30 protein-coding genes are annotated in these 26,747 nt (G+C 54.0%); 23 read left to right on the forward strand and 7 right to left on the reverse strand.

Annotated features, from left to right (window positions below; genetic code table 11):
* Positions 1-4: 4 nt before the first annotated feature.
* The 15 genes from NG653_RS05265 (at position 5) to NG653_RS05335 (ending at position 11,801) form a co-directional block, all read left to right on the forward strand.
* Positions 5-457, forward strand: a complete 453-nt coding sequence (locus tag NG653_RS05265; RefSeq protein ID WP_252740633.1) for a bactofilin family protein — start codon at positions 5-7, stop codon at positions 455-457.
* On the forward strand, positions 438-671 hold the full coding sequence (locus NG653_RS05270) for an AtpZ/AtpI family protein (protein WP_252740634.1): 234 nt from the start codon (positions 438-440) through the stop codon (positions 669-671). Before NG653_RS05265 ends, NG653_RS05270 begins: the two co-directional genes overlap by 20 nt.
* Positions 668-1,108, forward strand: coding sequence for a DUF6168 family protein (locus NG653_RS05275; protein ID WP_252740635.1), 441 nt, complete (start codon positions 668-670; stop codon positions 1,106-1,108). The genes NG653_RS05270 and NG653_RS05275 overlap by 4 nt, the downstream gene beginning before the upstream one ends.
* A gap of 69 nt (positions 1,109-1,177) precedes the next feature.
* Positions 1,178-2,317 carry a F0F1 ATP synthase subunit A gene (atpB, locus tag NG653_RS05280; RefSeq protein WP_252740636.1) on the forward strand — a complete coding sequence of 380 codons (1,140 nt, stop codon included), beginning with the start codon at positions 1,178-1,180 and terminating at the stop codon, positions 2,315-2,317.
* A 45-nt stretch (positions 2,318-2,362) separates the two neighbouring features.
* Entirely contained in the window at positions 2,363-2,554 is a 192-nt protein-coding gene (gene atpE / locus NG653_RS05285) for an ATP synthase F0 subunit C (protein WP_092981331.1), read from the forward strand.
* An 80-nt stretch (positions 2,555-2,634) separates the two neighbouring features.
* Entirely contained in the window at positions 2,635-3,135 is a 501-nt protein-coding gene (locus NG653_RS05290; protein ID WP_252740637.1) for a F0F1 ATP synthase subunit B, read from the forward strand.
* A gap of 3 nt (positions 3,136-3,138) precedes the next feature.
* On the forward strand, positions 3,139-3,675 hold the full coding sequence (gene atpH / locus NG653_RS05295) for an ATP synthase F1 subunit delta (RefSeq protein WP_252740638.1): 537 nt from the start codon (positions 3,139-3,141) through the stop codon (positions 3,673-3,675).
* A 50-nt stretch (positions 3,676-3,725) separates the two neighbouring features.
* Entirely contained in the window at positions 3,726-5,306 is a 1,581-nt protein-coding gene (atpA, locus tag NG653_RS05300) for a F0F1 ATP synthase subunit alpha (protein ID WP_252740639.1), read from the forward strand.
* Positions 5,307-5,363: 57 nt separating this feature from the next.
* Positions 5,364-6,227, forward strand: a complete 864-nt coding sequence (gene atpG / locus NG653_RS05305; protein ID WP_252740640.1) for an ATP synthase F1 subunit gamma — start codon at positions 5,364-5,366, stop codon at positions 6,225-6,227.
* 176 nt (positions 6,228-6,403) lie between these two features.
* Positions 6,404-6,910: a hypothetical protein gene (locus tag NG653_RS05310; protein WP_252740641.1), complete on the forward strand. Its 507-nt coding sequence runs from the start codon at positions 6,404-6,406 to the stop codon at positions 6,908-6,910.
* 56 nt (positions 6,911-6,966) lie between these two features.
* Complete coding sequence (locus tag NG653_RS05315) at positions 6,967-8,427, forward strand: lipopolysaccharide biosynthesis protein (protein WP_252740642.1); 1,461 nt, start codon at positions 6,967-6,969, stop codon at positions 8,425-8,427.
* Complete coding sequence (gene dut / locus NG653_RS05320) at positions 8,424-8,858, forward strand: dUTP diphosphatase (protein WP_252740643.1); 435 nt, start codon at positions 8,424-8,426, stop codon at positions 8,856-8,858. Before NG653_RS05315 ends, dut begins: the two co-directional genes overlap by 4 nt.
* Positions 8,859-8,875: 17 nt before the next feature.
* Positions 8,876-9,796, forward strand: a complete 921-nt coding sequence (locus NG653_RS05325) for a tetratricopeptide repeat protein (protein ID WP_252740644.1) — start codon at positions 8,876-8,878, stop codon at positions 9,794-9,796.
* A 23-nt stretch (positions 9,797-9,819) separates the two neighbouring features.
* Positions 9,820-10,569: a lipoprotein insertase outer membrane protein LolB1 gene (gene lolB1, locus NG653_RS05330; RefSeq protein ID WP_252740645.1), complete on the forward strand. Its 750-nt coding sequence runs from the start codon at positions 9,820-9,822 to the stop codon at positions 10,567-10,569.
* A gap of 59 nt (positions 10,570-10,628) precedes the next feature.
* Positions 10,629-11,801 (forward strand): murein hydrolase activator EnvC family protein, encoded by a 1,173-nt coding sequence (locus NG653_RS05335; protein WP_252740780.1) that lies wholly within the window; start codon positions 10,629-10,631, stop codon positions 11,799-11,801.
* Between the two features lie 50 nt (positions 11,802-11,851).
* Here the strand turns inward: NG653_RS05335 and NG653_RS05340 are convergent, their stop codons facing one another.
* Both NG653_RS05340 and NG653_RS05345 read right to left on the reverse strand, forming a co-directional pair.
* Entirely contained in the window at positions 11,852-12,364 is a 513-nt protein-coding gene (locus NG653_RS05340) for an acyl-CoA thioesterase (RefSeq protein ID WP_252740646.1), read from the reverse strand.
* Between the two features lie 63 nt (positions 12,365-12,427).
* Entirely contained in the window at positions 12,428-13,408 is a 981-nt protein-coding gene (locus tag NG653_RS05345) for an HU domain-containing protein (RefSeq protein ID WP_252740647.1), read from the reverse strand.
* 61 nt (positions 13,409-13,469) lie between these two features.
* Between NG653_RS05345 and dprA the strand changes: the two genes are divergently transcribed.
* Entirely contained in the window at positions 13,470-14,585 is a 1,116-nt protein-coding gene (dprA, locus tag NG653_RS05350; protein ID WP_252740648.1) for a DNA-processing protein DprA, read from the forward strand.
* 10 nt (positions 14,586-14,595) lie between these two features.
* On the opposite strand, the gene trpS is transcribed toward dprA, so the two are convergent.
* Positions 14,596-15,564, reverse strand: coding sequence for a tryptophan--tRNA ligase (gene trpS / locus NG653_RS05355; RefSeq protein WP_252740649.1), 969 nt, complete (start codon positions 15,562-15,564; stop codon positions 14,596-14,598).
* A gap of 71 nt (positions 15,565-15,635) precedes the next feature.
* Between trpS and NG653_RS05360 the strand changes: the two genes are divergently transcribed.
* Positions 15,636-16,385, forward strand: a complete 750-nt coding sequence (locus NG653_RS05360) for a lysophospholipid acyltransferase family protein (protein ID WP_252740650.1) — start codon at positions 15,636-15,638, stop codon at positions 16,383-16,385.
* Between the two features lie 36 nt (positions 16,386-16,421).
* Here the strand turns inward: NG653_RS05360 and NG653_RS05365 are convergent, their stop codons facing one another.
* The 4 genes from NG653_RS05365 to recA form a co-directional block, all read right to left on the reverse strand.
* Positions 16,422-17,861 carry a hypothetical protein gene (locus tag NG653_RS05365; RefSeq protein ID WP_252740651.1) on the reverse strand — a complete coding sequence of 480 codons (1,440 nt, stop codon included), beginning with the start codon at positions 17,859-17,861 and terminating at the stop codon, positions 16,422-16,424.
* A 10-nt stretch (positions 17,862-17,871) separates the two neighbouring features.
* Positions 17,872-18,402: an RNA polymerase sigma factor gene (locus tag NG653_RS05370; RefSeq protein WP_252740652.1), complete on the reverse strand. Its 531-nt coding sequence runs from the start codon at positions 18,400-18,402 to the stop codon at positions 17,872-17,874.
* A 34-nt stretch (positions 18,403-18,436) separates the two neighbouring features.
* Positions 18,437-18,856, reverse strand: coding sequence for a hypothetical protein (locus tag NG653_RS05375; protein ID WP_252740653.1), 420 nt, complete (start codon positions 18,854-18,856; stop codon positions 18,437-18,439).
* Between the two features lie 84 nt (positions 18,857-18,940).
* Positions 18,941-19,948, reverse strand: a complete 1,008-nt coding sequence (gene recA / locus NG653_RS05380; protein ID WP_252740654.1) for a recombinase RecA — start codon at positions 19,946-19,948, stop codon at positions 18,941-18,943.
* 293 nt (positions 19,949-20,241) lie between these two features.
* On the opposite strand from recA, the gene trhO reads away from it, so the two are divergent.
* The 6 genes from trhO to NG653_RS05410 all read left to right on the forward strand — a co-directional run bounded on the left by trhO (position 20,242) and on the right by NG653_RS05410 (position 26,738).
* Positions 20,242-21,300: an oxygen-dependent tRNA uridine(34) hydroxylase TrhO gene (trhO, locus tag NG653_RS05385; protein WP_252740655.1), complete on the forward strand. Its 1,059-nt coding sequence runs from the start codon at positions 20,242-20,244 to the stop codon at positions 21,298-21,300.
* 203 nt (positions 21,301-21,503) lie between these two features.
* The gene (locus tag NG653_RS05390; RefSeq protein WP_252740656.1) at positions 21,504-22,664 is read left to right on the forward strand and encodes a PSP1 domain-containing protein; all 1,161 of its coding nucleotides are present in this window, start codon (positions 21,504-21,506) and stop codon (positions 22,662-22,664) included.
* Positions 22,657-23,139, forward strand: coding sequence for a gliding motility lipoprotein GldH (locus NG653_RS05395; protein WP_252740657.1), 483 nt, complete (start codon positions 22,657-22,659; stop codon positions 23,137-23,139). The genes NG653_RS05390 and NG653_RS05395 overlap by 8 nt, the downstream gene beginning before the upstream one ends.
* Positions 23,140-23,145: 6 nt before the next feature.
* Entirely contained in the window at positions 23,146-25,488 is a 2,343-nt protein-coding gene (locus tag NG653_RS05400) for a penicillin-binding protein 1A (protein ID WP_252740658.1), read from the forward strand.
* Between the two features lie 50 nt (positions 25,489-25,538).
* A complete protein-coding gene (locus NG653_RS05405; RefSeq protein ID WP_252740659.1) occupies positions 25,539-26,237 on the forward strand; it encodes a CoA transferase subunit A in 699 nt (232 codons plus the stop codon).
* A gap of 171 nt (positions 26,238-26,408) precedes the next feature.
* Positions 26,409-26,738, forward strand: a complete 330-nt coding sequence (locus NG653_RS05410) for a four helix bundle protein (RefSeq protein WP_370281074.1) — start codon at positions 26,409-26,411, stop codon at positions 26,736-26,738.
* The last annotated feature ends 9 nt before the right edge of the window (positions 26,739-26,747 follow it).

Genomic DNA, 26,747 nt, shown 5'->3' on the forward strand with positions numbered 1-26,747 from the left:
TACCATGTTTTCAGAGAACAAAAAACCAAAAGCTATGAATGAACCAGGAGGACAGCCCAACCGGATTGAGAAACACACCAAAATAAAGGGAGATATTATTTCAGAAGCGGATTTCCGCATCGATGGGAAACTCGATGGAAACCTGAAAACTTCCGGAAAAGTAGTCATCGGAAAGGATGGATACATCCATGGGAAGGTGGAATGCGTGAATGCCGATATTGAGGGAAGCTTCAATGGGGAGTTGCTGGTTTCTGACCTGTTGTCGCTCAAAAGCTCTGCCGTGATTGAAGGGACGGTTTCTGTGGCGAAGCTTTCCGTGGAGCCAGGGGCAGCCTTTAATGCTTCCTGTACCATGAAGGGCAAGGGCCGACCCGGAGAACCCGGGGCACCGGGTCCGGGGGAGCAGGGCCAGTCGGGAACCCCAAAAGCAGCAGAACGTGTCAGAGCCGCCGGATAAGAAGAAGGACAATCTGTTGTTAAGGGCGGCCGCCCTCTCTGGCATCGCCATCGAAATGGGGGTGATCATCTACGGGGCAGCCCAGGCAGGAATGTGGCTGGATGAGCGGTATCAGACCGAGAAACGCCTATTTACTGCCGCCTGTACTATTTTGGGGGTGGCGATTTCGCTCTGGGTCGTGCTCAGTCAGCTGAAGCGACTGAATTCAAAATGAAAAACCGGGGTTTCCTCCTTCGTTATCTTGGGGTCCTGCTGGGGGTCCTGGGGATTTCCCTTGCCGTTCACGCCTGGTTCCGGACGGCGAACGGGGATGCATGGCACGGGGATATGCTGGTTTCCAGCTATGCCGTGAACCTGCTGCTGGCCTTTGCCATTATCTGGGGGATCTTTGCCCTCCGCCACCGGATGAAGGCCCAGATCGGATTTCTTTTTATGGGGGGGAGTTTTCTGAAATTCCTGCTTTTTTTCCTTCTTTTCTACCCTGCCTTTACTTCCGACGGGGATATAAGCCGGGCCGAATTCGGCAGTTTTTTTGTCCCCTATGCCCTGGCCTTGTTTCTGGAGACGGGTTTTGCTTCCCTGCTGCTCCGAAATCTGGAAAAGGAAGCCCCCCTCCGTGACGCGCCGGAAGAGCCTAAAAATAAAGTCTAAATGCTTTTTTCTTTTTTGGGGAATAACTTACATTTGCACCGATTTTAGAGACCCCTAGCTTCGACGATCATGCGAACATCCCTTGTGAGTAATTTCCTGGCTGTTATCCTCTTTAGTTTAGGGCCTGTTTTATTCGCCAAAGAATCTTCCGGGGAAACCGGGGGTCCTCAGGGGACCAAGGAGGAAATCAGGGAGTATATTGCACACCACCTCCAGGATTCCCACGATTTCAGCATCGCCTCTTATACCGATGCCTCGGGAGAGGTAGTGCACTGGGGCTTCCCCCTGCCGGTAATCCTCTGGGATAACGGTCTTAAGGTCTTTTCTTCCGCCCGCTTCCATCACGGGGAAACCGTGGCTGAGGTCGGAGGAAATTATTACCGCCTATACCACAGCAAAATTTATAAGACGGATGCCGGGGGGACCATTCGGTACGATGAAGACCAACACCCCGTAAACCAAAAGCCTTTGGACTTCTCGATCACCAAGAATGTGGTGATGATGCTGGTAACCGGCCTGCTCCTGTTCTGGCTGTTTACAGGCATGGCCAGGAACTACGGTAAAAACAACGGCATCCCCATGGGCATTGGGAAGTTTTTTGAGCCTATTGTCCTCTATATCCGCGATGATATCGCCATCCCCAACATCGGGGAAAAGAAATACAGCCGGTATATGCCCCTGCTGCTCACGGTTTTCTTCTTTATCTGGTTCCTGAATATGTTCGGCCTTACCCCCCTGGGAGTGAATGTAACCGGGAATATTGCCGTAACCACGGCCCTGGCCCTGATCGTTTTTCTGGTCACCAACTTTACGGGCACCCGGGACTACTGGAAGCACATCCTCGACCCCCTCGGTGACGGGATGCCCTGGTTTGGGAAACTCATTATTTACATCATTTTGGTCCCCATCGAAATCCTGGGGATTTTTATCAAGCCTTTTGCGCTGCTGATCCGTTTGTATGCGAACATGACCGCGGGCCACGTGGTGCTGATGAGCCTGATCGGCCTGATCTTTATCTTCAAGAGCTGGGTGGGAGGGCCCCTGTCCTTCGGCCTTAGTTTTGCGATCTCCCTGATCGAGGTGCTGGTTGCCCTTCTGCAGGCCTATATTTTCACCATGCTATCCGCCCTGTACTTCGGATTTGCATCCGAGGAGCACGATCACGGGCATGGACACGAACATGAGGAGCCGGAACTGGCGAACCTCTGAGGTAGTTTTTTGAGTTGTATTGTTTAATTAATTAATACTTGTTTTATGGAAATTCCAAGCGTAATAGGTGCAGGGCTTGCCGTAATCGGTGCCGGAATCGGCATCGGGATGATCGGAGGACGTGCGATGGAAGCTATCGCCCGCCAGCCTGAGGCTTACGGTAAGATCCAAACCGCGATGCTGATTGCGGCGGCCCTTATCGAAGGAATTGGTTTCGCGGCAATTTTTGCCGGGTAACCAACCCCATGCCCGGACAATCCGGACGGTTGGTCCGGATTGGCTGGGTTTTATGGTAAACAGAGTATAAAGGGAAACCCATGGAAAAACTGATCAACGAATTTTCAATAGGCCTGTTCTTCTGGCAAATTGTCCTTTTTGTGTTGCTGCTGTTGTTGCTGCGCAAGTTCGCCTGGAAACCGATCCTCAGGGCCGTCAACGAGCGGGAACAGGGGATCAGGAGCGCGCTTGCCGCCGCTGAGGATGCCAAAAAGGAGATGCAGAATGTTTCGGCAGACAGCGAAAGGCTGCTTCAACAGGCCCGCGCCGAGCGGGAAGCCCTGCTGAAAGAAGCGCGCGAAATCAAGGATAAGATGATCGCCGACGCCAGGGCCCAGGCCCAGGCCGAAGGGGATAAGATTGTGCGCCAGGCGCAGGAAAGTATAGAAGGCGAAAAAAAGGCCGCCATCGCCGATATCAAGAACCAGGTGGCGTCCTTCTCCGTGGAGATTGCCGAAAAGGTCCTTCAGGCCCAGCTCGAAAACAAAGACCGTCAACTGAAGTTAGTTGACCAGCTGGTCGACGACATTAAATTGCGTTAAGGCATGAGCGAACAGCGAGCAGCGTACCGGTATGCCAAGGCCCTCCTCGACCTGGCCCAGGAGCAGAAAAAGCTCAGGGAGGTGGAAGCCGATATGCACCTTGTAAAGGATACCATACAGGAAAACGATACCCTTAAGGAGGTGCTGCAAAGCCCTGTCCTCGAAGCAGCTGATAAAAAGAGTGCCCTTTCAGCCCTTTTTAAATCGGCAGACCCCCTTACGGGCAAGCTTTTTCAGCTTTTGTCTGATAAAAAGAGGATTCCCATATTGGGCGAGGTGGCTGCTCAGTTTATCTCGCTAAGCGAACAGCTGAAAGGACAGGAAGTCGCCAGGGTGATCACGGCGGTTCCCCTGGATACGGCACTGGAAGAAAAAATACTCGGGCAACTCAAGGCCATCACAGGGAAAGCGGTGGTTTTGGAGCAACAGGTAGACCCGGCCCTTATCGGGGGCTTTATCCTCAGGGTGGGGGACCTGGAGTACAACGCCAGCCTTTCCAGTAAACTGGACCACCTGAAACGAGAACTTTTACAGAAATAAATACATAACCCGGGCCACAGAGGTGGTTCGCTTTTTTATATCTATTGAAAATGGCAGGAATCAAAGCCGCTGAGGTTTCAGCAATCTTAAAGAAGCAATTATCTGGTTTCGAAGCGACAGCCACCCTTGACGAAGTGGGAACCGTCCTTCAGATCGGGGATGGTATTGCGAGGGTATACGGTTTGTCCAATGCCCAGTACGGGGAATTGGTGGAATTCGAGGGCGGCCTGGAAGGGATCGTCCTGAACCTTGAGGAAGATAACGTGGGGGTGGTACTTCTGGGGCCATACAAAGCCATTGGAGAGGGCGCTACCGTAAAGCGGACCCAACGGATTGCCTCCATCAAAGTCGGGGAGGGGATTGTTGGCCGTGTGGTGGACGCCCTGGGAAACCCCATCGACGGAAAGGGCCCCATAACCGGGGAACTCGCCCAGATGCCTCTGGAGCGCAAGGCCCCCGGGGTCATCTACCGCCAGCCGGTAAACGAGCCCCTGCAGACCGGGATAAAGGCGATTGACGCCATGATTCCCGTGGGTCGCGGGCAGCGGGAGTTGGTGATCGGGGACCGTCAGACCGGTAAGACCACCGTGTGCATCGATACCATCATCAACCAAAAGGAATTCTACGATGCCGGGAAGCCGGTTTATTGTATCTATGTCGCCATCGGTCAAAAGGCCTCTACTGTGGCTGCCATTGCCAAGACCCTGGAAGACAAGGGGGCACTCGCATATACCACCATCGTGGCAGCGAATGCTTCTGACCCTGCAGCCATGCAGGTATATGCGCCATTTGCCGGGGCTGCCATCGGGGAGTATTTCCGCGATACCGGGCGTCCTGCGCTGATCATTTACGATGACCTTTCCAAACAGGCCGTGGCGTATCGCGAGATTTCGCTGCTGTTGAGGAGGCCACCCGGACGTGAGGCCTACCCCGGGGATGTGTTTTACCTGCACTCCCGTTTGCTGGAGCGTTCTGCGAAAATCATCAATGATGACAGCATCGCCCAGAAAATGAACGACCTTCCCGAAAGCCTCAAAGGCAAGGTAAAGGGAGGGGGCTCCCTTACGGCCCTTCCGATTATCGAAACCCAGGCCGGGGACGTTTCCGCCTATATCCCGACCAACGTAATTTCCATTACCGATGGCCAGATCTTCCTGGAACAGGACCTCTTCAACCAGGGGGTTCGTCCGGCGATCAACGTGGGGATTTCCGTATCCCGGGTTGGGGGGTCTGCCCAGATCAAGTCGATGAAAAAAGTGGCCGGGACCCTGAAACTCGACCAGGCCCAGTTCCGGGAACTGGAGGCATTTGCAAAATTTGGCTCCGATCTCGACGCTGCAACCCTGAACGTAATCGAAAAAGGGCGCAGGAACGTCGAAATCCTGAAGCAAGCCCAGAACGACCCCTTTACGGTAGAAGACCAGATCGCCATTATCTATGCCGGGTCCAAGAATTTGCTCAGGAATGTTCCCGTGGAAAAGGTAAAGGAGTTCGAGCGGGATTACCTGGAGTTCCTCAACGCCAAGCACCGCGACGTCCTCGACCAGCTCAAGGAAGGCAAGTTGACCGATGAGATTACCGATACCCTGACTGCAGTGTGCAAGGACCTTGCCGCCAAATACAAGGGGTAAGAATAACCGGGTCGCAGTTTCCCTGCTGCAACCAACCGAGTAACGCATAACGGAATTATGGCAAACTTAAAGGAAATACGCAACCGTATCGCATCGGTCTCTTCGACCATGCAGATTACCAGTGCCATGAAGATGGTATCGGCGGCCAAATTGAAGAAGGCCCAGGATGCGATTACCGCCATGCGGCCTTACGCCGACAAGCTCACCGAACTGCTCCAGAACCTGAGCGCCAACCTGGACGTCGATAGCGGCAGCGCGTATGCCGAGGTACGGGAAGTCAGGAAGGTGCTGGTGGTGGCGGTGAGTTCCAACAGGGGGCTTTGCGGCGCTTTTAACGCCAATATTGTGAAGCAGGGTACTGTGCTGGCGCGGGAGTTGTATGCCGGGAAACAGGTTGACTTCCTGACCATAGGGAAGAAAGCCCATGATCTGCTTCGCAAACGGTTTACCGTCGTTGCCAACCATAATGAAGTATTCGACAACCTGACCTTCGAGGAGGTTTCCGCAATTGCGGATACCCTGATGGCAAATTTTTCGGAAGGGACTTACGATCGCATTGTACTGGTTTACAACCGGTTCAAAAATGCGGCCACCCAAATCGTAACGACAGAGCAGTTTCTGCCCATTCAACCGCTTACCGATGGGGAGCGTGGCAGTGCAGATTACATTTTCGAGCCTTCCGAGGCGGAAATCGTGGAGCAATTGATCCCCAAATCGCTGAAAACACAACTGTACAAGGCCGTAAGGGATTCTTTTGCCAGCGAACACGGCGCCCGGATGACCGCCATGCACAAGGCCACCGATAATGCCTCAGAGATGAAGGACCAGCTGACCCTCACCTACAACAAGGCAAGGCAGGCGGCTATTACCAATGAAATCCTTGAAATCGTGGGAGGGGCGGAAGCTCTTGCCAAGGGATAGTCAAACGCATATCCGCAAAGGAAGGAACCCCGGCCGGCTGGCCGGGGTTTTTCATGCGCTCCGGTTTCATGCCGCAAGGCCATAAGGCCTGGGGTTACGGGGCGCAAATCAAAGCTGCCGGAGCTTTGGCATCAAATTTGGTACCCTATCTTTACCAGGAGCAAAGCATAGGCATTATGAAAACACTTTTTTTGGGTATCTTCCTGTCCACCCTTGGACTTATGAGCTGCAGTTCGCAAAAGGCGCTGGAAGGCGACCCTCCGTTTATAGTAAACGCACCCACTGTGGAATACTGGCAGGGGGGGCGGGAAGAAAGCGGTTACGGAATGCGTTTCACGGCCCGGTGGGCCCCGCAGGACCCTTCGGCCATCCGCATCGATTCCCTGTATTTCCGGGGCAGGGTCTACCCCCTGGAAGTACGGGACTCGGAAACAGGCTTTATGCTATTTGCCGAAGACCTGCGGCAAAAACCCGACCTGGTGATGCATGCGGATTCGACCCGGGAAGTTGGCAATCAGCCCCCGATGCCCCTGCCAGCCGGGGGAGACTTTCCTTTTGACCTCAGGCCCGATGAGGCAGTGATATCCTATACCCTGGAGGCAGACGGCAAACAATACTACACCAGGGTATCCGGGGTACGGGAAAAACGGGGCCGGATTTACCCGGGAAGGCCCCAGGGATAACTTTGCCGGCTTGGGGTAATTCCCTAATTTAGATATTGGATCTAACGAATTCCTAGTTGAAGCTTTTCCGAAAACTATTCAAGCAGACGTTCATCTATGGCCTGGCGACCGTCCTGCCCCGAATGCTTTCCTTTTTGCTGCTTCCGCTATACTCTTCTGTAATGCCTCCGGGGGTATATGGAGAGGTTTCCCTGATCTTCGTGTGGTTTGCAATTTTCAACGTCCTGCTCGCCTATGGGATGGAGACCTCTTTTTTCAGGTTTTACAACAAGGAACCGGATAAGGAGAAGGTACTGTCCACTTCCCTGATCGCCGTGGGCAGTTCTACCCTGGTCTTTTTATTGGCCGCCCTGATGCTGCGCGGGGAGTTGTCGCAATTCCTCAACATCGAATTGCGCTATCTCGGCTATTTTATAGGGATCCTGTGCCTCGACGCCCTGGTGATCATCCCTTTTGCGCGGTTGCGGGCCACCGAACGCCCTGCACTGTATGCCGTGGTCAAGATTGCCAACATCTGTGTGAATATGGGGTTCAACCTATTCTTTTTGCTCCTGCTCCCCGAATTGGCCGGAGGGGCGGAGGGAGGAATCTGGGAGGCGCTCTACCGCCCCGGGTATGAGGTGCCCTATATCTTGATTTCCAATGTTATTGCCAGCGGCATTACTTTGTTGATCCTCAGCGGGAATTACCTTCGCCTCTCCCTGGTTTTCGACAAAGACCTGCTAAAAAGGATGCTCTCGTACGGGTTCCCGGTTATGCTGGCAGGGATCGCTTTTACCATTAATGAGGTTTTTGATAAATATCTGCTTACCGAGTTGCTTCCGGCCGATATCGCCAAAACGGAAATGGGCAAATATGCAGCCTGCTACCGCCTGGCCATGTTCATGACGCTTTTTGCCACAGCGTTCCGGCTGGGGATCGAACCGTTTTTTTTCAGCCACGCCACTTCCGACAATCCCAGCCGGGCTTACGCGCAGATCACAAACTATTTTGTGGTGTTGGGAAGCGTAATCCTGCTCGCGGTAGTGGTTTTTGCTGACCTTTTAAAGGAACTGTTCATCAGGGACCAGGCGTATTGGGAGGCTATGGCCATTGTGCCCATCGTATTGCTCGCCAGTTTTTTCCTGGGGATCTACCACAACCTCTCCGTTTGGTATAAGGTGACGGACCGGACCCGGTTCGGGGCGGTCATTTCACTTGTGGGGGCGATCATTACCGTTGTGGTCAATTTTTTATTCATTCCCGCCTATAGCTATTTTGCATCCGCCTGGGCAACCCTGGCGGCTTATGGCAGCATGATGCTGCTGTCGTACTTCCTTGGCCGGAGGTATTACCCTATTCCCTATAACCTGAGAAAAATCGGATTTTACCTGGGCATATCCCTGCTTTTCTCGGGGTTGTCCTTTTATGTATTTAACAGGAGGTTGTTTCCAGGCCTGCTTTTACTTTTAGTATTTTTGGGGTTGTTGTACCGCATGGAGAAAGAAGTCCTGATAAAGTTAATCCGAGGAAAATGAAGGTAAGGATCATCAACAAATCGCAACATGAGCTGCCGTCGTACCAGACCAGTGCTTCCGCCGGGATGGATTTGCGGGCACAACTCGAGGCTCCGGTACGACTGGAATCCCTGGAGCGCGCAGTGGTGGGGACAGGCCTGTACCTGGAACTCCCCGAGGGGTATGAAGCCCAGATACGCCCGAGGAGCGGCCTGGCGGCCAGGCAGGGGATAACGGTCCTCAACAGCCCGGGCACCATTGATGCGGATTACCGGGGTGAGATTGGCGTGATTCTTGTAAACCTGTCCCCGGAAGCAGTCACCATTGAGCACGGGGATCGCATTGCCCAAATGGTGATTGCCCGCCATGAGCAGGCAGAATGGATTGAAGTGGAAGCCCTGAACAGCACCCAAAGGGGCAGCGGGGGCTTTGGAAGTACGGGCAGGAATTGATGAAATGAACGTGGAATATGGCAGGTATCCTAAAAATATGTTGGATTCTGGGGATTGTCCTGGGAGGCCTTTCGGGATACGGGCAGGAGGAAGGGAGCGCTGAATGGTCTGCCGACGAGTATACCGATCGGTTTCAAGAAGCCTTTTTTGAGGCCCTGAAGCAAAAAGGCATAGAAAACTATGACCGTGCAGAAACCCTTTTGCTGGAAGCACGGCAGATTGACCCCGGCAACCCGGTAGTAGATTTCGAATTGGCGCGGGTAATGATCCTGGAAAAGAAATATCCGGAAGCCGAAGACTACGCCCTCGAAGCCCTCCGTGCCCGTCCGGGGAACTACTGGTTCCTTCAAACCTTCATGGAGGCCCTTGAAAAGCAACATAAACCCCTGGATACCCACCGGGAAACCCTTCCTGCCGGACTTCCGGAATTCCGGCTCAACCTGGCGCGCTGGTACCTCGATTCCGGAAAGGCAGAGGCGGCAGAAGCGGAGCTCAGCAGGATGCCCCCAGGCCCGGAGGTTGAAAACCTCAGGGAACGGGCATCCCGGATGAAGGCCGGGGGCCGGGCTTCTATAAACTCCACCGGGGGGCAGGAAGCGAAGGAACCGGACCCGGGCAGGGGCTCTGTGGCGAACCTCGAACAGGAGTTGGAATCGCTGTTGGAAGCCGGTCAATGGCCCTCCCTTGAAAAAATGAGCGAGGGCGCCATTGAAACCTATCCGCTTCAACCGTATTTTTACTACGCATACGGCATGGCAAAACTCCGGCAGGACCGCCCGCGGGAAGCCGTCAGCATCCTGGAAGAAGGGGAAAGCCTTTTGGTAGGGAATTCGGAGGTGGCGCGCAAGATATACAGCGCCCTTGCCGAAGCCTATACCTACCTGGGGGAGGCGGAGAAGGCCCGGACGTATGTAAACAAGCTTAAATCGGGCTCATGAACAGGGGTAAGAACATATTGGCAATGTGCATTGCAGCCTTATTGGCGCTGTCTTCCTGTGGCTCGACGCGCCTGCTGGCCGATGGAAGCGTAAATGAAAGCCTGTCTATAAAGGGGATTATCCGAAATCATGAAGCGGGCAGCAGCCGGTTCAGGACCCTGAGCGGGCGGCTTGGAATCGATTATTCGGATGGGGAGGAATCCCAGAGCGTTACGGTAAGCCTCAGGATGAAACGAAACGAGGTCATCTGGATGAGTGCCCCCCTTGGGGTGATCAAGGTGTACATTACCCCCCAACGGGTTTCGTACTACAATAAACTCAACAACGAATTTTTCGATGGCGATTTTTCCTATCTGAGCAGGTTGCTTGGGGCAGAAATCGATTTTGAAAAGCTCCAGAACCTGTTGCTGGGCCAATCCATGGTTTCCCTGCAGGGCCGAAATTATGAATTGCAATATACAGCCGACACCTATGAATTAAAGCCCAAACCGTCCCTTGACCTCTACAAGCTTTTCTTAAAGATCGAACCCAGATATTTTCGTCTGGCTTCCCAGCAACTGGCGCAACCTGAAGCCAGGCGGATGATGGAGGTGCGCTATAGCAGCTATCAGGAGGTACAGGGCGAGGTGCTGCCCGACCAGGTCGAAATTGCTGCCATAGAGGGAGACGGTCGGGTTACCATCGGGATCTCTTATAAACAGGTGGAATTGAACAGGGATTTACGCTTCCCATTTAAAATACCAAAAGGTTTTAATCCGGTTGCACTCCAGTGAAAGGGAATCGCTATGACATCCTGAAGCGCGTTTTCCTCCTTGGCCTGGCCCTGGCGGGAATGCTGGCCCATGGGCAAACCGGGGAGCAAAAGGAGCTGGAATCCAGAAAGGAACAGCTGGAAAATGAGATCAGGGAAATCAACCGCCTGCTCTTTGCCGAACGCCGGCAAAAGGGAAGCGTGCTGGACCAAATGGAGGCCCTTAACCAGAAAATCAACCGGCAGCAGCAGCTCATCAGGGTTACCAACCAGCAATCCAACCTGCTCAACCGGCAGATCAACGCGAATATCCGGAGCATTACCAAGTTGCGGGAAGACCTGGAAACCCTCAAGGAAGACTACGCGCAAATGATCCGCAAGTCGTATCAGAACCGGTCGCAGCAGAACCGGCTGCTGTTCCTGATGTCTTCCACCACGTTTTTCCAGGCATTCAAGCGGTTGCAATACATGAAGCAGTATACCCAGTTCCGCAAAAAACAGGGAGAGGAGATTGTTGCAAAAACAGAGGAGTTGTCGGCATTGAACAACGACCTTACCCGCCAGCGCAAGGAAAAGGAACTGCTCATCGCCCAGAACCGGCGCATCAAAGACCAGTTAACCGCCGAAGTGGAATCCCAGCAAAGCCTGTTGAAGGCTATCCGCCGCAATGAGAGCGCCTATGCTTCGGAAATCGAGCAGAAACGGAGGGAGGCCCGTGCCATTGAACGGCAAATCGAAAGCCTTATCCGGTCTGCCATTGCGGCCTCCAACCGCGAAAGCGGGAACACGGCCGCTTCCTCCTCGACATTCGCCCTCACCCCGGAGGCGACCCTGATTGCAAACAATTTTTCATCCAATAAGGGGAGGCTGATCTGGCCTGTGGAAAAAGGGGTGAAAAAGCAGGGGTACGGGATTTATGCCGATGCGGTATACCCGGGGGTGAAGCACCAGAGCAACGGGGTAATCATCGCCACAGATGAGGGTGCCCGGGCCAGGGCAGTCTTTGAAGGCGAGGTTATCGCCGTTTTGGCTGTACCCGGGGGGAACAAAGGCGTACAAATCAAACACGGGAACTACATCAGCACGTACTATAACCTTTCCGAACTGTACGTAAAAAAGGGGGACAAAGTAAGGGCCAAGGATGCCCTGGGCACCATTTATACCAATCGTTCTAACGGCCTTACCCAGCTGAAGTTCTATTTGTATAAGGATGCTACGCGGCTTAATCCGGAAGAGTGGATTTACCGTTTGTAGGGAACCCCCGGCATGGGGTCCTTCGACACCCAGGGAAGTGCCCCCGGGGGTCATTCCATGAAGAGCGCCTTTAATTCCGTCGCGTCATGCGGCTTCATTTTCCCGGCTAGTACGAGGCTTAACTGTTTCCTTCTCAGCGCGGCTTCAAAGCGCTGCTTTTCCAGTTCAGTTTCCGGCACGATCGGGGGCACCTCGGTAGGCACCCCGGTATCATCCACAGCCACGAAGGTATAAATGGCTTCGTTCGCCCTGGTCCGCTCGCCGGTGTAACGATCTTCGATCCACACATCGATAAAGACTTCCATGGAGGTGCGAAATGTCCGGGAAATGGCCGCTTCCACGGTTACCACGCTCCCCAGGGGGACAGACCGGTTAAATGCCACATGGTTCACCGAAGCCGTGACCGTAATGCGGCGACTGTGCCGACGGGCCGCGATACTGGCTGCCCGGTCCATGCGGGCCAGCAATTCGCCCCCGAAAAGGTTGTTCAGCGGGTTGGTTTCACTCGGTAATACCAGGTCGGTCATAATGGTCCTGGAATCGCTGGGTGTTTTAGGCTTCATAGAGGTATTTTGGCGCAAAGATAGGCCTTCCGCAAAGAAGAAATTCACAAGGGTATTGGGAAACTACCGCTGGGAAAGCAACCAGGCATCCGGGGATTCCTTCCCGCGTATGGCCCGGAGGGAATCCAGCGCCTCCTGTGGATCGGAATAACTGGCATACACCACCTGGTGCAGGCCATAGGCATTTTCCCCCAAATAGCGGGCGGGATATCCCTTGGCGCGAAGGGCGCCTATTTTTTTCTCCGCGTTTTCACGGAAACGGAAGGCCCCGGCCACGATGTGGTGGATCCCCTGTTGCTTTTGGGTCACCTCTAGGGTCACGGAAGGCAATTCCAGGGGTTCGACGCTGAAGAAGGTGGCCTCCTGAATGGTTTTGGAAACTTCTTGCTGGGCCTGTTGGCGCGCGAGTTCCGTGGCATTTTCCTGTTGCCGGTAATAGGAGTACCCGCCAATGCTTGTGGCAAGGGCCAGCAACACGATGGCCGCGTACTTCATCATCGGGCGAAGGCCCGGGATGGATCGTGTTTCAGGGGTAATGCTGAAAGGAATATGTTCTTCGAGTTCCTGCACTTCCTCCTTAAGGACTTCCCTCAGCACCGGACTGGCGATAACCGGGCCAAGCCCGAAGGCCGACATCAGGTAGTTGACTTCGGTGTCTGGCTGGAAGACCATCTTTTTTTCACTGTTCAAACGGAGGATTCCCAGGCCGGGCAGTTCCAATTTGCCTTCAGCTTCCAGTTGCTGTTTCCAGGAGGTGCACCGGTCGTTTACCTCCTCCATGGCTTCCTCAAAGGATTTGCCCGAAGCCTGTGCGATATGCGATACCAGGAGGCCATCATTGGAACGCAACTGGGCATTGAAAGAAAGTGCTTTCGAAGGGGGGTGAAAGGTATTGCTTTCCCGTTGCAGGGTAGCGGGCTTAATTTGGCTTAAAAAGGCGCCAAACCCCGGAACTACCACGCATTGGTACCGATACAGGAGGGTCGCTATGTGCTTTTCAAGGGCCACGATGGCAAAGATGTGAAAATTTAACAGTCCGGGCAACCGGAAGTTCTGGGAATTTATCAACACGGACAGGGTGAATCATCGATCTAATGCATGCTAAATGTCGGAAAGTGAGTTAATAGCCTTGCTCCGCCTGACCCGGGTGCCCGGGGTGGGCCCGGTAACAGCAAGGAAACTGGTCGCGCATTTCGGCGGGGCACAGGCGATTTTTGACGAAGCGGGATCGGGGTCCCCAAAGGCGGGGGGTATCCGGAAGGAGGCCCTCAAGAACCTGTCGAACCCCCAAATCCTCCGGGAAGCCCTTGAGCAATGGGGCCATATCCAAAAACAGGGAATCCGTTGCCTGGCCTACTGGGACGGCGATTATCCCGAGGCGCTGAGGCACTGCGAGGATGCGCCCGTCCTTCTGTTCTTTCAGGGATCAGTATGCCTCGCCGGGAGGCGCTTTGTCAGCATTGTGGGTACCCGGAACATGACGCCCTACGGACGGGAGTTTTGCAGGCAGTTCCTGGAGGGGATTGCCCGCTACCGCCCGGTAATTGTCAGTGGCCTGGCTTATGGCATCGACCTTTGCGCCCAGCTGGCTGCCCTGGACCTGGGGCTGGAGACCATTGCCTGCCTCGGGCACGGCCTGGACCGGATTTACCCGGAACCCCATGCGAAATATGCCTCACGAATCCGGGGGCAGGGGGGGTTACTTTCCGAGTTCTGGCTGGGCACCAAGCCGGAACCCATGAATTTCGTCAGGCGGAACCGCATCATAGCCGGGCTGAGTGAAGCCACCGTGGTGGTGGAATCGGCTGATCGGGGCGGCAGCCTGGTGACGGCCGACCTGGCCTTTGGCTATAACAGGGAGGTTTTTGCCGTGCCGGGTCGGGTAGGGGATTACTTCAGCAGGGGGTGCAATGAGCTGATCCGCCAACAGAAAGCCCAGGTCCTGCATGGTCCTGAGGATTTTGCGGTCGCCATGAATTGGTCAGCCCCCGGCGGAGGCCTGAAACCGGCCAGGGAGCGGGAGATCCCCATGGAAAAATTTACGGAAGAGCAGCAGCGCATCATAACCCTCCTCGCCCGGGAGGGGGAGCAGTTCCTGGATACTATTTCACAGGAGTGCCGGCTGGCTGTGGGAGAAGTTGCAGCCCTGTTGCTGCACCTTGAACTGGAAGGGATCGTGGAACCCCTCCCGGCTAAAAAATTCCGGATAAAACCGGCCTGAACCCCGCCGGTTAATACCCCAGCCGCTCCCTCACCCGGGAGAGGACGGCATCGGCTACCTTTTTTGCCCTGGCTGCACCGCTTTCCAGGGCCTCATCGATCTCCTTTTTGTGGCCCATATAGTAATGGAAACGTTCGCGGGACTCCCCGAAAACTTCCACCAGAAGGTCGTACAATGCCTTTTTCGCATGCCCGTACCCGTAATTCCCGCCCAGGTAATTGTTCCGCATCGCCTCAACTTCGTCTGGGTTGGCCAACAGCCGGTATAGGGCAAATACGGTATCGGAGTCCGGGTCTTTCGGGTCTTCAAGGGGGGTACTGTCGGTAACGATACCCATAATTTGTTTCTTCAGCGCCTTGTCGGGAAGGAAAATATCAATCAGGTTGCCCTTGCTCTTGCTCATTTTCTGCCCATCGGTCCCCGGCACGTACATTGTGCTTTCATTTACCCGTGCTTCCGGCATAACAAAGGTTTCCCCCATTTGGGCATGGAACCTTGCCGCCACATCCCGGGTCATCTCCAGGTGTTGCAGCTGGTCTTTGCCCACCGGGACGTACTCCGCATCGTACAGGAGGATGTCGGCAGCCATGAGCATCGGGTATGAAAAAAGCCCTGCATTCACATCCTCGAGCCGGTCGGCCTTATCCTTGAAGGAATGGGCAAGGGTCAGTCGCTGATAGGGGAAAAAGCAGCCCAGGTACCACGCCAGCTCCGTTACCTGTGGGACGTCGCTCTGGCGGTAGAAGACCGTTTTTTCGATATCCAGCCCAAAAGCGAGCCAGGCGGCAGCGGTGGCGTAAGTGTTCTCTTTCAGCACCTTCCCGTCTTTGATTTGGGTAAGGGAATGCAGGTCTGCAATAAACAGGTACGAATCGTTTTCCGGCTGGGAGGCCATGGAAATCGCAGGCCGGATCGCCCCCAGTATATTGCCCAGATGGGGCGTCCCCGTGCTTTGTATCCCGGTGAGAATGCGTGGCATATGTCACTTTTATCAGGGCACAAAAGTAAAGGAAATACCAGAGCCCTCCTAAAATTCTTACTTTTGCGACCATGCTGGTGGTGCTTAAGAAATCAGGGCAGGCCCTGTTCCGAATCTGGTTCTATATTTTGGTAGCCCTACCCATATTCCTCTTTTCCCCATTCCTGATCCTCTTTTCATTATCGGAGAAGACCTATCCGCAATTCTTCTGGCTGGCCCGCAATGTTTGGGCAACGGTAATCCTCTACGGCATGGGTTGTCCGCCCCAAATCCGCTACGACCAGCGATTAAAAAAGCGGCAGAGCTACATGCTGGTGGCCAACCATACCAGTATGCTCGATATTATGCTGATGCTCCGGGTAAGCCGGAACCCTTTTGTTTTTGTGGGGAAGAAAGAACTGGCGAACATCCCCGTTTTCGGTTTTTTCTACAAACGGGTTTGTATCCTGGTAGACCGGGAAGACAGCCGCAGCCGTTCGGCCGTATATCGCAGGGCAGAACGAAGGCTGAAAGCCGGGCTCAGTATTTGCATTTTCCCGGAGGGGGGCGTTCCCGAAGACGAGGCCCTGGTCCTGGACACCTTTAAGGATGGGGCCTTTAAAATGGCTATCGCCCATCGGATCCCGGTGGTCCCAATCACTTTTTACGACAACAAAAAGCGGTTTCCCTTCCGGTTTTTCAGTGGTTCCCCTGGCCGGCTTCGGACCCGGGTACATCCGTTCATCCCGAGCGAGGGCCTGAAGGAGAAGGATAAGGGCCGGCTAAAGGAACAGGTTCGGAGCCTCTTGTTGGAAAGCCTGTTGGCTGGCCCCGGGTTTTGAATGGCCGGGAGCAAGGCCACTAAAATACCGATCGGATTAAAAACGAAAATTCAGCCCACTGTACACCCCTACGGAATACGGCCTGAAGTTCCCGGACGTATTGCTAAAGGTGTTGAGCTGGTATTTGAACATGGGAAGGACGTTAAGCTCCATGTTTTGGCCGAGCCGGTAGTAGATGCCCACCCCGAAATTGGTGCTGAAATTCAGCGAATTCATGTTGGTGGCTTCCCCCACTTCCGTGACCGTCCCTGACGATTCCAGGCTTACGGAATTGTTTACCAGGAACAGGGAACTCATTCCCCCGATGAGGTTCACCCCCCAGGTTTTATCGATCAGGGAATATTGCATTTCCAACGGGATTTCCAGGTATCCGAACTCCTGTACCATTCGGCCTTCACGAACCGGGCTGGGGGCGGTAACATCTGTAGCCTCTTTGTTTTCGGGCTGTCGGGTGCCGTTGACCATGCTCTTTACGACCAGGTCCCTGGAGTTTTCCGAATAATTAATTGTCCGGATCAGGGAGTTCCCGGAGCCTACCGGGGAAGCGGTAAAGCCAATTTCCTCCGTATTATACCCATAGTCCACACGGTGGATCCCCGTCCTGAAGCTCAGTTTTTTAGATACCCCATAGGCCACCTGCAGGCCATAACTCATATTGAAAGACCCGGATTTTTCGTTGGCGACGAAAGAAGAGGAAATTGGGGACCCGTCTCCGAAGGAACTGAAATATACAGGAGCCACGGAAGGCCCTACCGACCAGCGCGCGCCCTTCCGCCCCTCTGTACCGGGGTCTTCATTTTTTTCCAGGGCCTCGAAAATCGAAGGTTTTTCCTCCCCGCTTTCCGCCAGGGAGGATACAGCTGGCTCATCCTGCCCTTTGGTCAGAGGGCGGGCAGCAACACCTGCCGGGTTTTCCCTTTCCTCATCGCGACCAGCAAGGGGTTCCGCTGCAATGGGTTGCCCCAATGCCCCTTCCTGCCCCTTTCCGGTAACGGTTGCAGGGGTTATTTCCCGGGAGGCCGCAAGGGATGCAGGCCGGGAGGGGGATTCTTTATCCAGCACTTCCCGTGAGGGTGTTGGGGACGAGCCCTGGTTTTCTTTCCCGGCCAGGTCTTGTCCCTCAGCCCGGCGCTTCGGTTCCTCTTCTGCACCGGACTGGCTTTCGGGGCCTGACGGGAGGGTGGTCCTCCGGTTTGCCGGAGGCTCCTGCCGGTCGCCCGGAGAGTTAACCACGGGAGATTCGGTGCGAATGGGTGCGCTTGACGGGTCCGGGGAGTCGCGGGGGGCGAAAAGGAAAACAGCACCCAGCAACAAGGCTGCTGCGATACCCAGGCGAACCCAAACAGGTACCAGGGTCCGGGTCTTTTTTTCCCGGTCCAGGGTGGCGCGAATCCGGGACCACACCCCGGGGTCAGGGGTTTCCCTGAAATCCCGGGTGGTTTCCCGAAAAAGTTTGTCTAATTCTTGATTGTCCATTATGGGGCTCTTAGGCTATTTGTTTTTTTTTTAGAATCTTCTCCTGCAGGATCATCCGCGCCCTGGCCAGGTTCGATTTGGAAGTTCCCTGCGAAGTGCCAAGGGCTTCACTGATCTCTTTGTGGGAATACCCGTCCAGCACGTACAAATTGAAGGTGATCCGGTATTTGGTGGGCAATTCCTGAATGTATTTCAGCAAGGTGCTCAGCGACACCTCCGTTTCTTCCTCCGAATAGACCTCCTCCACGGGGTCCGGGAGCTCGGTCATCAGGGCAAGGGGTTCCTCTTTCCTGTATTTCTGCAGTACCGTATTGATCGTAATCCGCTTGATCCAGCCTTCAAAAGAGCCTTTGAAGCCATACTGGTGCATTTTTTGGAAAATGGTCACAAAGCTGTCGTGCAGATTGTCTTCCGCTTCGTTCTTGTTCCTGGAGTATTTCAGGCACAGGCCATAGAGCACAGGGGAATACCTCCGATACAATTCCTCCTGGGCCGTCCGGTTTCCCTTGCAACACTTTTTTATGAGGTCCTCCTGCGTCAATATATGGATTGGGTTACTTCCGTAAGTGTCCGGATCAACGGGTCACCGGCACTTCAATCTCCAAAAACCGGGGTTCCCCGGATTCATCCTCCCCCGTCCAGAACAAAAACCTGTAGGTTTCGGGGTACAGGCAAATAAACCGAAAGGTAGCCTCCACTTCAGAAACCTCCTGGGTGCAGGAAGGTCCATCTACTTCCGTCCCGATGGCCACCACCCGGCGCACGGTGGTATCTTCCGAGGTGACATCAAAACCTTCAAACTGAGCACAACCATTGGGAAGGAGGAGGGTTACCCCTATTTCATAGGTTTCGTTCAGCCTGAAGCTTTCGGGCATCCCAACATCCACGACCGGCAGGGAAACAAAGTGATAGCTCACCCCGTCATCCCCCAGGTCGCAGGCGTTCAGGACCAACACCAAAAACAGGATTTTAACGCCCCTAAAAAAGGATTCCATACCCAGTATCTTCCTTAAACTGCTTTAGTTAGATGGATGTTGGGGGCAAAGGTTGCTTGAGGCGGGGATATTTCCCCTTTGGGATTACCCTTTGATCGCCTTTATGGCATCTTTGATTTTTTCCTCGAGTTCATCCATGAGTTCCGGGTTGTCCTGCAGCAGGACTTTTACGGCATCCCTGCCCTGCCCCAGCTTGGTGTCGCCATAGCTGAACCAGGAACCACTCTTTTTGATGATCTCGTAGGCCACCCCTAAATCGAGGATTTCCCCGAGTTTGGAAATCCCCTCCCCGTACATGATATCAAACTCAGCCGTTTTGAACGGGGGGGCCACTTTGTTTTTCACCACTTTAACCCGGGTCTTGTTTCCCTGTACCTCCCCGTCAGTGTCCTTGATCTGGGTAGAGCGCCGGATATCCAGGCGTACCGAGGCATAAAATTTCAGGGCGTTACCCCCTGTGGTAGTTTCCGGATTGCCGAACATGACCCCGATTTTTTCCCGCAGCTGGTTGATGAAGATTACGGTGCTGTGCGTTTTGCTGATCGAACCGGTCAGCTTTCGCAGGGCCTGCGACATCAGTCGGGCATGGAGGCCGACCTTCGAATCCCCCATCTCCCCCTCAATCTCGCTTTTGGGCGTCAGGGCGGCCACGGAATCGATAATCACGATGTCGATCGCCCCTGAACGGATCAGGTTGTCTGCAATCTCCAGGGCCTGTTCCCCGTGATCGGGTTGGGAAATTATCAGGTTGTCGATATCCACCCCAAGTTTTTCGGCATAAAAGCGGTCAAAGGCGTGTTCAGCATCGATAAAGGCGGCAATGCCACCCGCCTTTTGCGCCTCTGCGATGGCGTGGAGGGTAAGGGTGGTTTTTCCCGAAGATTCCGGCCCGTAAATTTCGATGACCCTGCCCCGGGGATACCCTCCCACCCCGAGGGCCAAATCAAGCCCGAGGGAACCGGACGAGATGACCTCAACATCCTGTACCACTTCATCCCCCATCTTCATGACAGCGCCTTTTCCATAGGTTTTGTCCAGTTTGTCCAGGGTTAGTTTCAGGGCTTTCAGCTTCGCTTCTTTCTCGCTGCTCATCGATATGTGATTTTTTTGTGGAGGACTAAATTACCATTTCTTTTTATGATTCCCGCAATGGGAAAAGCAACCTTTTTGCACTCGTGGAATCTTATGAACATAAATACCCGTTGCCGATCCAAAGATAATTACGGGAACTGCATCCCAATTTCATCAAATTGCTGTGGAGAAGAAGGAAAATGCGGTCCCACCGGAGCCCTGTACTGAAAACAGGGCTCTTTTTTTGCCCTCTTTTTCAAGGGATTGACTATTTTTGGCCTTTCGATTTCTTTTAACTTAAATATTGGTATAGCATGCAACTGTACAATACGCTAAGTGCAAAGGAAAGAGAAGCCCTGATTGAGCAGGCTGGGAAAGACCGGCTCACGATCTCTTTCTACAAATACGCACACATCGGAAACCCGGGGCTCCTGAGGAACCACCTTTTCATCCACTGGGATGAACTGGACGTTCTCGGCAGGATTTATGTTGCCCACGAAGGGGTAAACGCCCAGCTTTCCGTTCCCGCAGAGAATTTCAACCGATTCAAGGCACACCTCGACAGCATCAGTTTCCTGGAGGGTGTCCGGTTGAATATCGCCATTGAACAAGACAATAAATCTTTCCTGAAGCTGAAGGTAAAGGTCCGGAGGAAAATTGTGGCCGACGGCCTCGACGACGGCAGCTTCGATGTCACCGACAAAGGCATCCATGTGGATGCCGAACAATTCAACCAGCTGTTGGAAGACCCCGATGCCATTGTGGTCGATATGCGCAACCACTATGAAAGCGAAATCGGCCACTTCAGGACGGCCATTACCCCGGATGTGGATACGTTCCGGGATTCCCTGGACCTGATCGAAGCCCAGCTGAGGGACCACAAGGAAGACAAAAAGCTCGTCATGTACTGCACCGGGGGGATCCGCTGTGAAAAGGCCAGTGCCTATTACCGCCATAAGGGCTTCAGGCAGGTCTACCAGCTGGAAGGCGGGATCATTGAATATACACGCCAGGTGCGGGAAAAGCAGTTGGAGAACAAGTTCCTGGGCAAGAATTTTGTTTTTGACCAACGGCGTTCAGAGCGCATTTCCGATGATGTCATCGCCAGTTGCCACCAGTGCGGAAAACCCTGTGACACCCACACCAACTGCGCAAATGAAGGGTGCCACCTGCTGTTTATCCAGTGCCCCGAATGCGCGGAAAACATGAACCATTGTTGCTCCGAAGCGTGCATGGAAGTCGTTGCCCTGCCTTATGAGGAACAAAAGAAGCTCCGCAAAGGGAGGGTCAAGAGCAACCTGATCTTCAAAAAAGGACGGTCTGAGGTGCTGAAATTTAAGAAGTCGCCGGAAAACACTGCCGTTCTGGAATAGGGCTCCCCTGTCAGAAAAAAACACAAAGCCGGCGCCCCGGCACCATCCCCGGGAACCAACTGTTCTGCCTGCAAACCCGGCCGGCTGCAGACGGGCGCCTTTTTCTTTTGCGCCTAAAATTATTCTATCTTTACGCGAGTAATCTATTATGAACCCGTATCTGCAGCCGCCCCTAAGGGCACTGTGGATTTGAGATAAAAAATATGGGATGTAGCAGTTGTTCAACCGCAGAAGGGGGACAGCCGCGCGGATGCAGGAACAATGGGACCTGCGCAACGGATGGCTGTAACAAACTCACGGTGTTTGACTGGCTTTCCAACATGTCTCTGCCTGCCGGACAGGAGGTTTTTGACGTGGTTGAAGTGCGGTTTAAAAACAGCAGGAAGGAATATTTCAGGAATTCAGAAGGCCTTCCCCTATCGATCGGGGATGTCGTGGCCACGCAGGCCAAATCGGGGCATGACGTAGGCCATGTGACCCTCGCCGGGGAACTGGTTAGGGTGCAGCTGAAGAAGAAAAACATCCCCCTGAATGCCGACCTGCCAAAAGTATACCGCAAGGCGACCCAGCGGGACATAGACAAGTGGCATAAGGTCAGGGGAAAAGAGGAGGAGATCAAAAAAAGGGCCCGGGAAATGGCCATCATCCTGGGCTTGCAAATGAAGATTTCCGACGTGGAATTCCAGGGCGATGGATCCAAGGCCACGTTCTACTATACCTCTGAGGACCGGGTCGATTTCCGCCAGCTGATCAAGGACATGGCCAAGGCCTTTGGCATCCGCGTTGAGATGCGCCAGATAGGGTACCGCCAGGAAGCCCAGCGCCTTGGGGGCATTGGGTCCTGTGGCAGGGAATTGTGTTGTTCCACCTGGCTGACGGACTTCAGGTCGGTCACCACGGGGGCAGCCCGATACCAGCAACTCTCGCTAAACCCCCAGAAACTGGCCGGACAGTGCGGCAAACTGAAATGCTGCCTCAATTACGAACTCGACACCTACCTGGATGCCCTGAAGGATTTTCCGCCCCTGGACACCAAACTGCAAACGGAAAAGGGCGTGGCGTTTTGCCAGAAAACCGATATTTTCAAGGGGGTCCTATGGTTTTCCTACCGGGACGACCCGGCGACCTGGCATTCCCTGGGCAGCGAACAGGTCCATGAAATCCTGGAGCTGAACCGGCAGAAGAAAAAAGCAGGGAGCCTGGAAGAGTACGCCTCGGAGAACTATCAGACCGAGGAGGTCGCTTTTGAAAATCCCGTCGGGCAGGACAGCCTTACGCGGTTTGACCGACCCAAGGGGAGGCGGAACAGGAAAAAACGGAACAACAAAGGGGGCAATAAAAAAAGAACGGGCCGAAATGCATAGAATTCTCACGGCGTTGCTCGCCATGATTTTAGGGGTTTCCTGTACTGAAAAACTGGCCTTCGCCGAGGTGCGGGACACCGGGAACGGGAAGTGGGCAAAGGACCAGGCGATGGAATTCTCCTTTTCGGGCCTTGACAGCGCCCGGGCCCACGAGATGTTCATCACCCTTCGCAATGACAACCAATACCCTTTCAACAACCTTTTTCTGATAGTCGAATTGAATACCCCGGACGGTACGTCGCAGCGCGACACCCTGGAATATGAGATGGCCGATGCCGAAGGGAACTGGCTGGGTTCCGGCCTGGGCAGCGTAAGGAAGAACAAATTATGGTATCGCGAAAACATCGTTTTTCCCGATTCGGGCGTATATAAGGTTACCATCTCGCACGCCATGCGAAAAAACGGGAGTGTTGAAGGCATGGAGGCCCTTCCCGGGGTGCTGGATGTGGGTCTTCAGATCGAGAAGAAACAGTAGAGACCGATGGCAAAAAAGCAAAGGAAATCATCAGCCCCCTCTTTCCGGCCTTTTATCAAGGGCTTCTGGATCTTTTTTGTGTTTGGAACCCTCTCGTTGGCCCTGGTGTTCCTGTTGGCGTCCTGGGGGGTCTTCGGGGAGATGCCCACCTTTGAACGCCTGGAAAACCCCCAAACCAACCTGGCTACCGAGATCATTTCTTCCGACGGGAAAACCCTGGGAAAATTCTTCCTGGATGATAACCGTACCGATGTGCCCTATTCCGAAATTCCCCCGAACCTCGTGGAGGCCCTGATCGCCACGGAAGACGCACGCTTTTTTGAACACTCGGGGATCGATGTAAGGGGCACCCTCCGGGCCCTGATCTTCCTGGGCCAGAAAGGGGGGGCCAGCACGATTTCGCAGCAATTGGCACGCCAGCTTTTCGTTGGGGTGCGGTCTAAAAACGTGGTGGAGGCAGTGCTCCAGAAGGTCAAGGAATGGGTCATCGCCACCCGCCTGGAGCGGAGTTATACCAAGGAGGAGATTATCGCCATGTATCTGAATATCTATGATTTCAATTACAATGCCGATGGGATTCGCTCCGCTGCCCGGATCTATTTTGGCAAGGAGCCGAGGGACCTGAAAACCGAAGAGTCGGCCGTACTGGTGGGCATGCTTAAAAATTCCTCCCTCTACAACCCGATCCGCAGGGAACAACTCGTGCTTGACCGCCGCAACACCGTACTGGCCCAGATGGCCAAATACGATTACATCACGGAGGCGGAGCGGGATTCGTTGTCGGCCCTTAAAATGGACATCAATTTCAATCCGGAAAACCACCGGGAAGGCCTGGCCACCTACTTCCGGATGTACCTGCAGGGCTGGCTCAAAGACTGGATTTCCAAAAACCCCAGGCCCGCCCGGGAAGGGGAGCGCGATACCTGGAACATCTACCTCGACGGGTTAAAGGTCTACACCACCATTGATTCACGCATGCAGGCGCACGCCGAACAGGCCGTACAGGAACACATGAAGAACCTCCAGAAGGAGTTCTTCGTCCAGCAAACCCGTGAACGCAACCCAACCACGCCCTTCCTGGACCTGACCCCCGAAGAGATCGAGGGCATCCTGGAGCGGGCCATGAAAAACTCCGATCGCTGGAGGGCGATGGCCCGGGAGGGCAAATCGGAAAAGGAAATACGGGCTTCTTTCCGGGAACCGGCCGAAATGACCGTTTTCGACTGGAATGCGCCCACGCGCGAGAAGGACACCGTGATGACCCCCCTGGACTCCATCCGCTATTACAAAACCTTCCTGCGGGCCGCCATGATGTCTATGGAGCCACAGACCGGGCACGTAAAGGCCTGGGTGGGGGGAATCAACTACCGGCATTTCCAGTACGACAATGTTATCCAGGGGGCCAGGCAGGCGGGCTCTACCTTCAAGCCGTTTATTTATGCGGCGGCCATAGACCAGCTGAGGCGATCGCCCTGCGATGAACTGCCCGACACCCAGTACTGTATTGAAGCCGGCAAACACGGAAACCCGGAACCCTGGTGCCCTAAAAACTCCGATGGGAAGTATTCCGGTAAGAGCTATACCCTCAAAGCGGCCCTGGCCAACTCCGTCAATACGGTAACTGCCCAGCTCATCGACGAGGTAGGGCCAAAACCCGTGGTCGCCATTGTGAAGAACCTCGGCCTCACCGGGGAGATCCCGGAAGTACCCTCCATCGCCCTTGGGACCCCCGATTTCAATGTCTATGAAATGGTAGGGGCCTACGGGGCTTTTGCCAACCAGGGGGTGTACGTGAAACCGGTGATGGTTACCCGTATTGAAGACAGGAATGGCACGGTCCTCTATGAATACACCCCCGAGACCAAGGATGTGCTCAGCAGGGATGTGGCCTATGCCATGGTAGACCTCCTTAAAGGGGTTACGGAAGGGGGTTCGGGGACCCGGCTGCGCCACAATTACAACAAAAACACCCAGGTCTATAAAGAAATCATCACGGGATACCCCTATGAATTCACCAACCCGATAGCCGGAAAAACAGGCACCACCCAGAACCAGAGCGATGGTTGGTTCATCGGCATGGTGCCCAACCTGGTCACCGGGGTCTGGGTAGGCGGGGAGGACCGGGCCACCCATTTCAAGAACATCGTCTATGGACAGGGGGCGTCTATGGCGCTTCCCATCTGGGGGCTGTATATGAAACAGAACTACGCAAACCCCGAACTGGAGGTTTCCACAGATGATTTTGAGCAGCCGGAAGAACTCTCCATCCGGGTCGATTGCAGCACGCCCACCCCGGAAGAGGAAGAGAACCAGGAGTTGGAAGACGATCTGGAAGACCTCGATTTTTAAAGACCCCGCCCGTTGCGGGAAAGGGGTATACGAATAAAGCAGGAATAGTTATGATACGAAAGACTGTGGAGGATGCCCGGGAAGCCCTGGAAGGGGTTGAAGACGGCATGACCCTGATGCTTGGCGGTTTTGGCTTGTGCGGGATCCCTGAAAATGCCATTTCAGAGCTGGTGCGCAGGGGGGTAACGGACCTGACATGCATTAGCAACAATGCGGGGGTGGACGATTTTGGCCTGGGCCTTTTGCTGCAGAAAAAACAAATCCGCAAAATGGTTTCCTCCTATGTGGGGGAGAATGACGAATTTGAACGCCAGATGCTCAGTGGGGAACTGGAGGTGGAACTCACCCCACAGGGGACGCTGGCGGAAAAATGCCGGGCGGCCCAGGCTGGGATCCCAGCCTTTTTCACCCCGGCCGGATTTGGCACCGAAGTGGCCGAAGGGAAGGAAATCAGGGAATTCCATGGCAAAATGTATGTGATGGAAGAAGCATACCAGGCAGATTTTTCCTTCGTGAAAGCCTGGAAGGGCGACGAGGCGGGGAACCTTGTTTTCCGCGGTACTGCCCGCAATTTCAACCCCTGTATGTGCGGGGCAGCCCGCATTACGGTGGCGGAAGTTGAGGAGCTGGTCCCGGCCGGGACCCTGGACCCCAACCAAATCCATATCCCCGGGATTTTTGTACAGCGGATTTTCCAGGGACGGGATTATGAGAAGCGAATTGAACAGCGGACGGTGCGAAAGAGGTGATTTGGCATTTGGCTAATTAGCGAATTAGCGAATTAGTGAATTAGCGAATTTTACAATGCTTGTGAGGTGCACCTGAGCAGTTGATATTTGATGGCGTTGACTCGAATGTCATTGTTAATGAGCCATCCCACTTCGAATATTATTCAGGAAAAGACCTTTAAGTTCTCTCTTATGATTATTGAGTACACCGAGCACCTTCGGAGAAAAGATCATAGGGAGATGGCATCTCAATTGTTCAGGAGTGGAACAGGAATAGGAGCTAATGTTTGTGAGGCACAGAATGCCGAGAGCCCTGCAGATTTTGTTCATAAATTTAAAATAGCGGCAAAGGAGGCAGAGGAGACAGAATATTGGTTGCGACTTTGTCTGGAATCAGGGCATTATCCAAAGCCGGAAGAAGGGATTAACTCTGAAATCAGACAAATTTGCCGACTTATTAACCGAATTATCGGAAGTTCTAAGAGAAGAATGCATTTTAAGAATAACCATAATCGTGATTAGCATGTCGTA

Source organism: Robiginitalea marina (assembly GCF_024006985.1).
Taxonomy (GTDB): domain Bacteria; phylum Bacteroidota; class Bacteroidia; order Flavobacteriales; family Flavobacteriaceae; genus Robiginitalea; species Robiginitalea marina.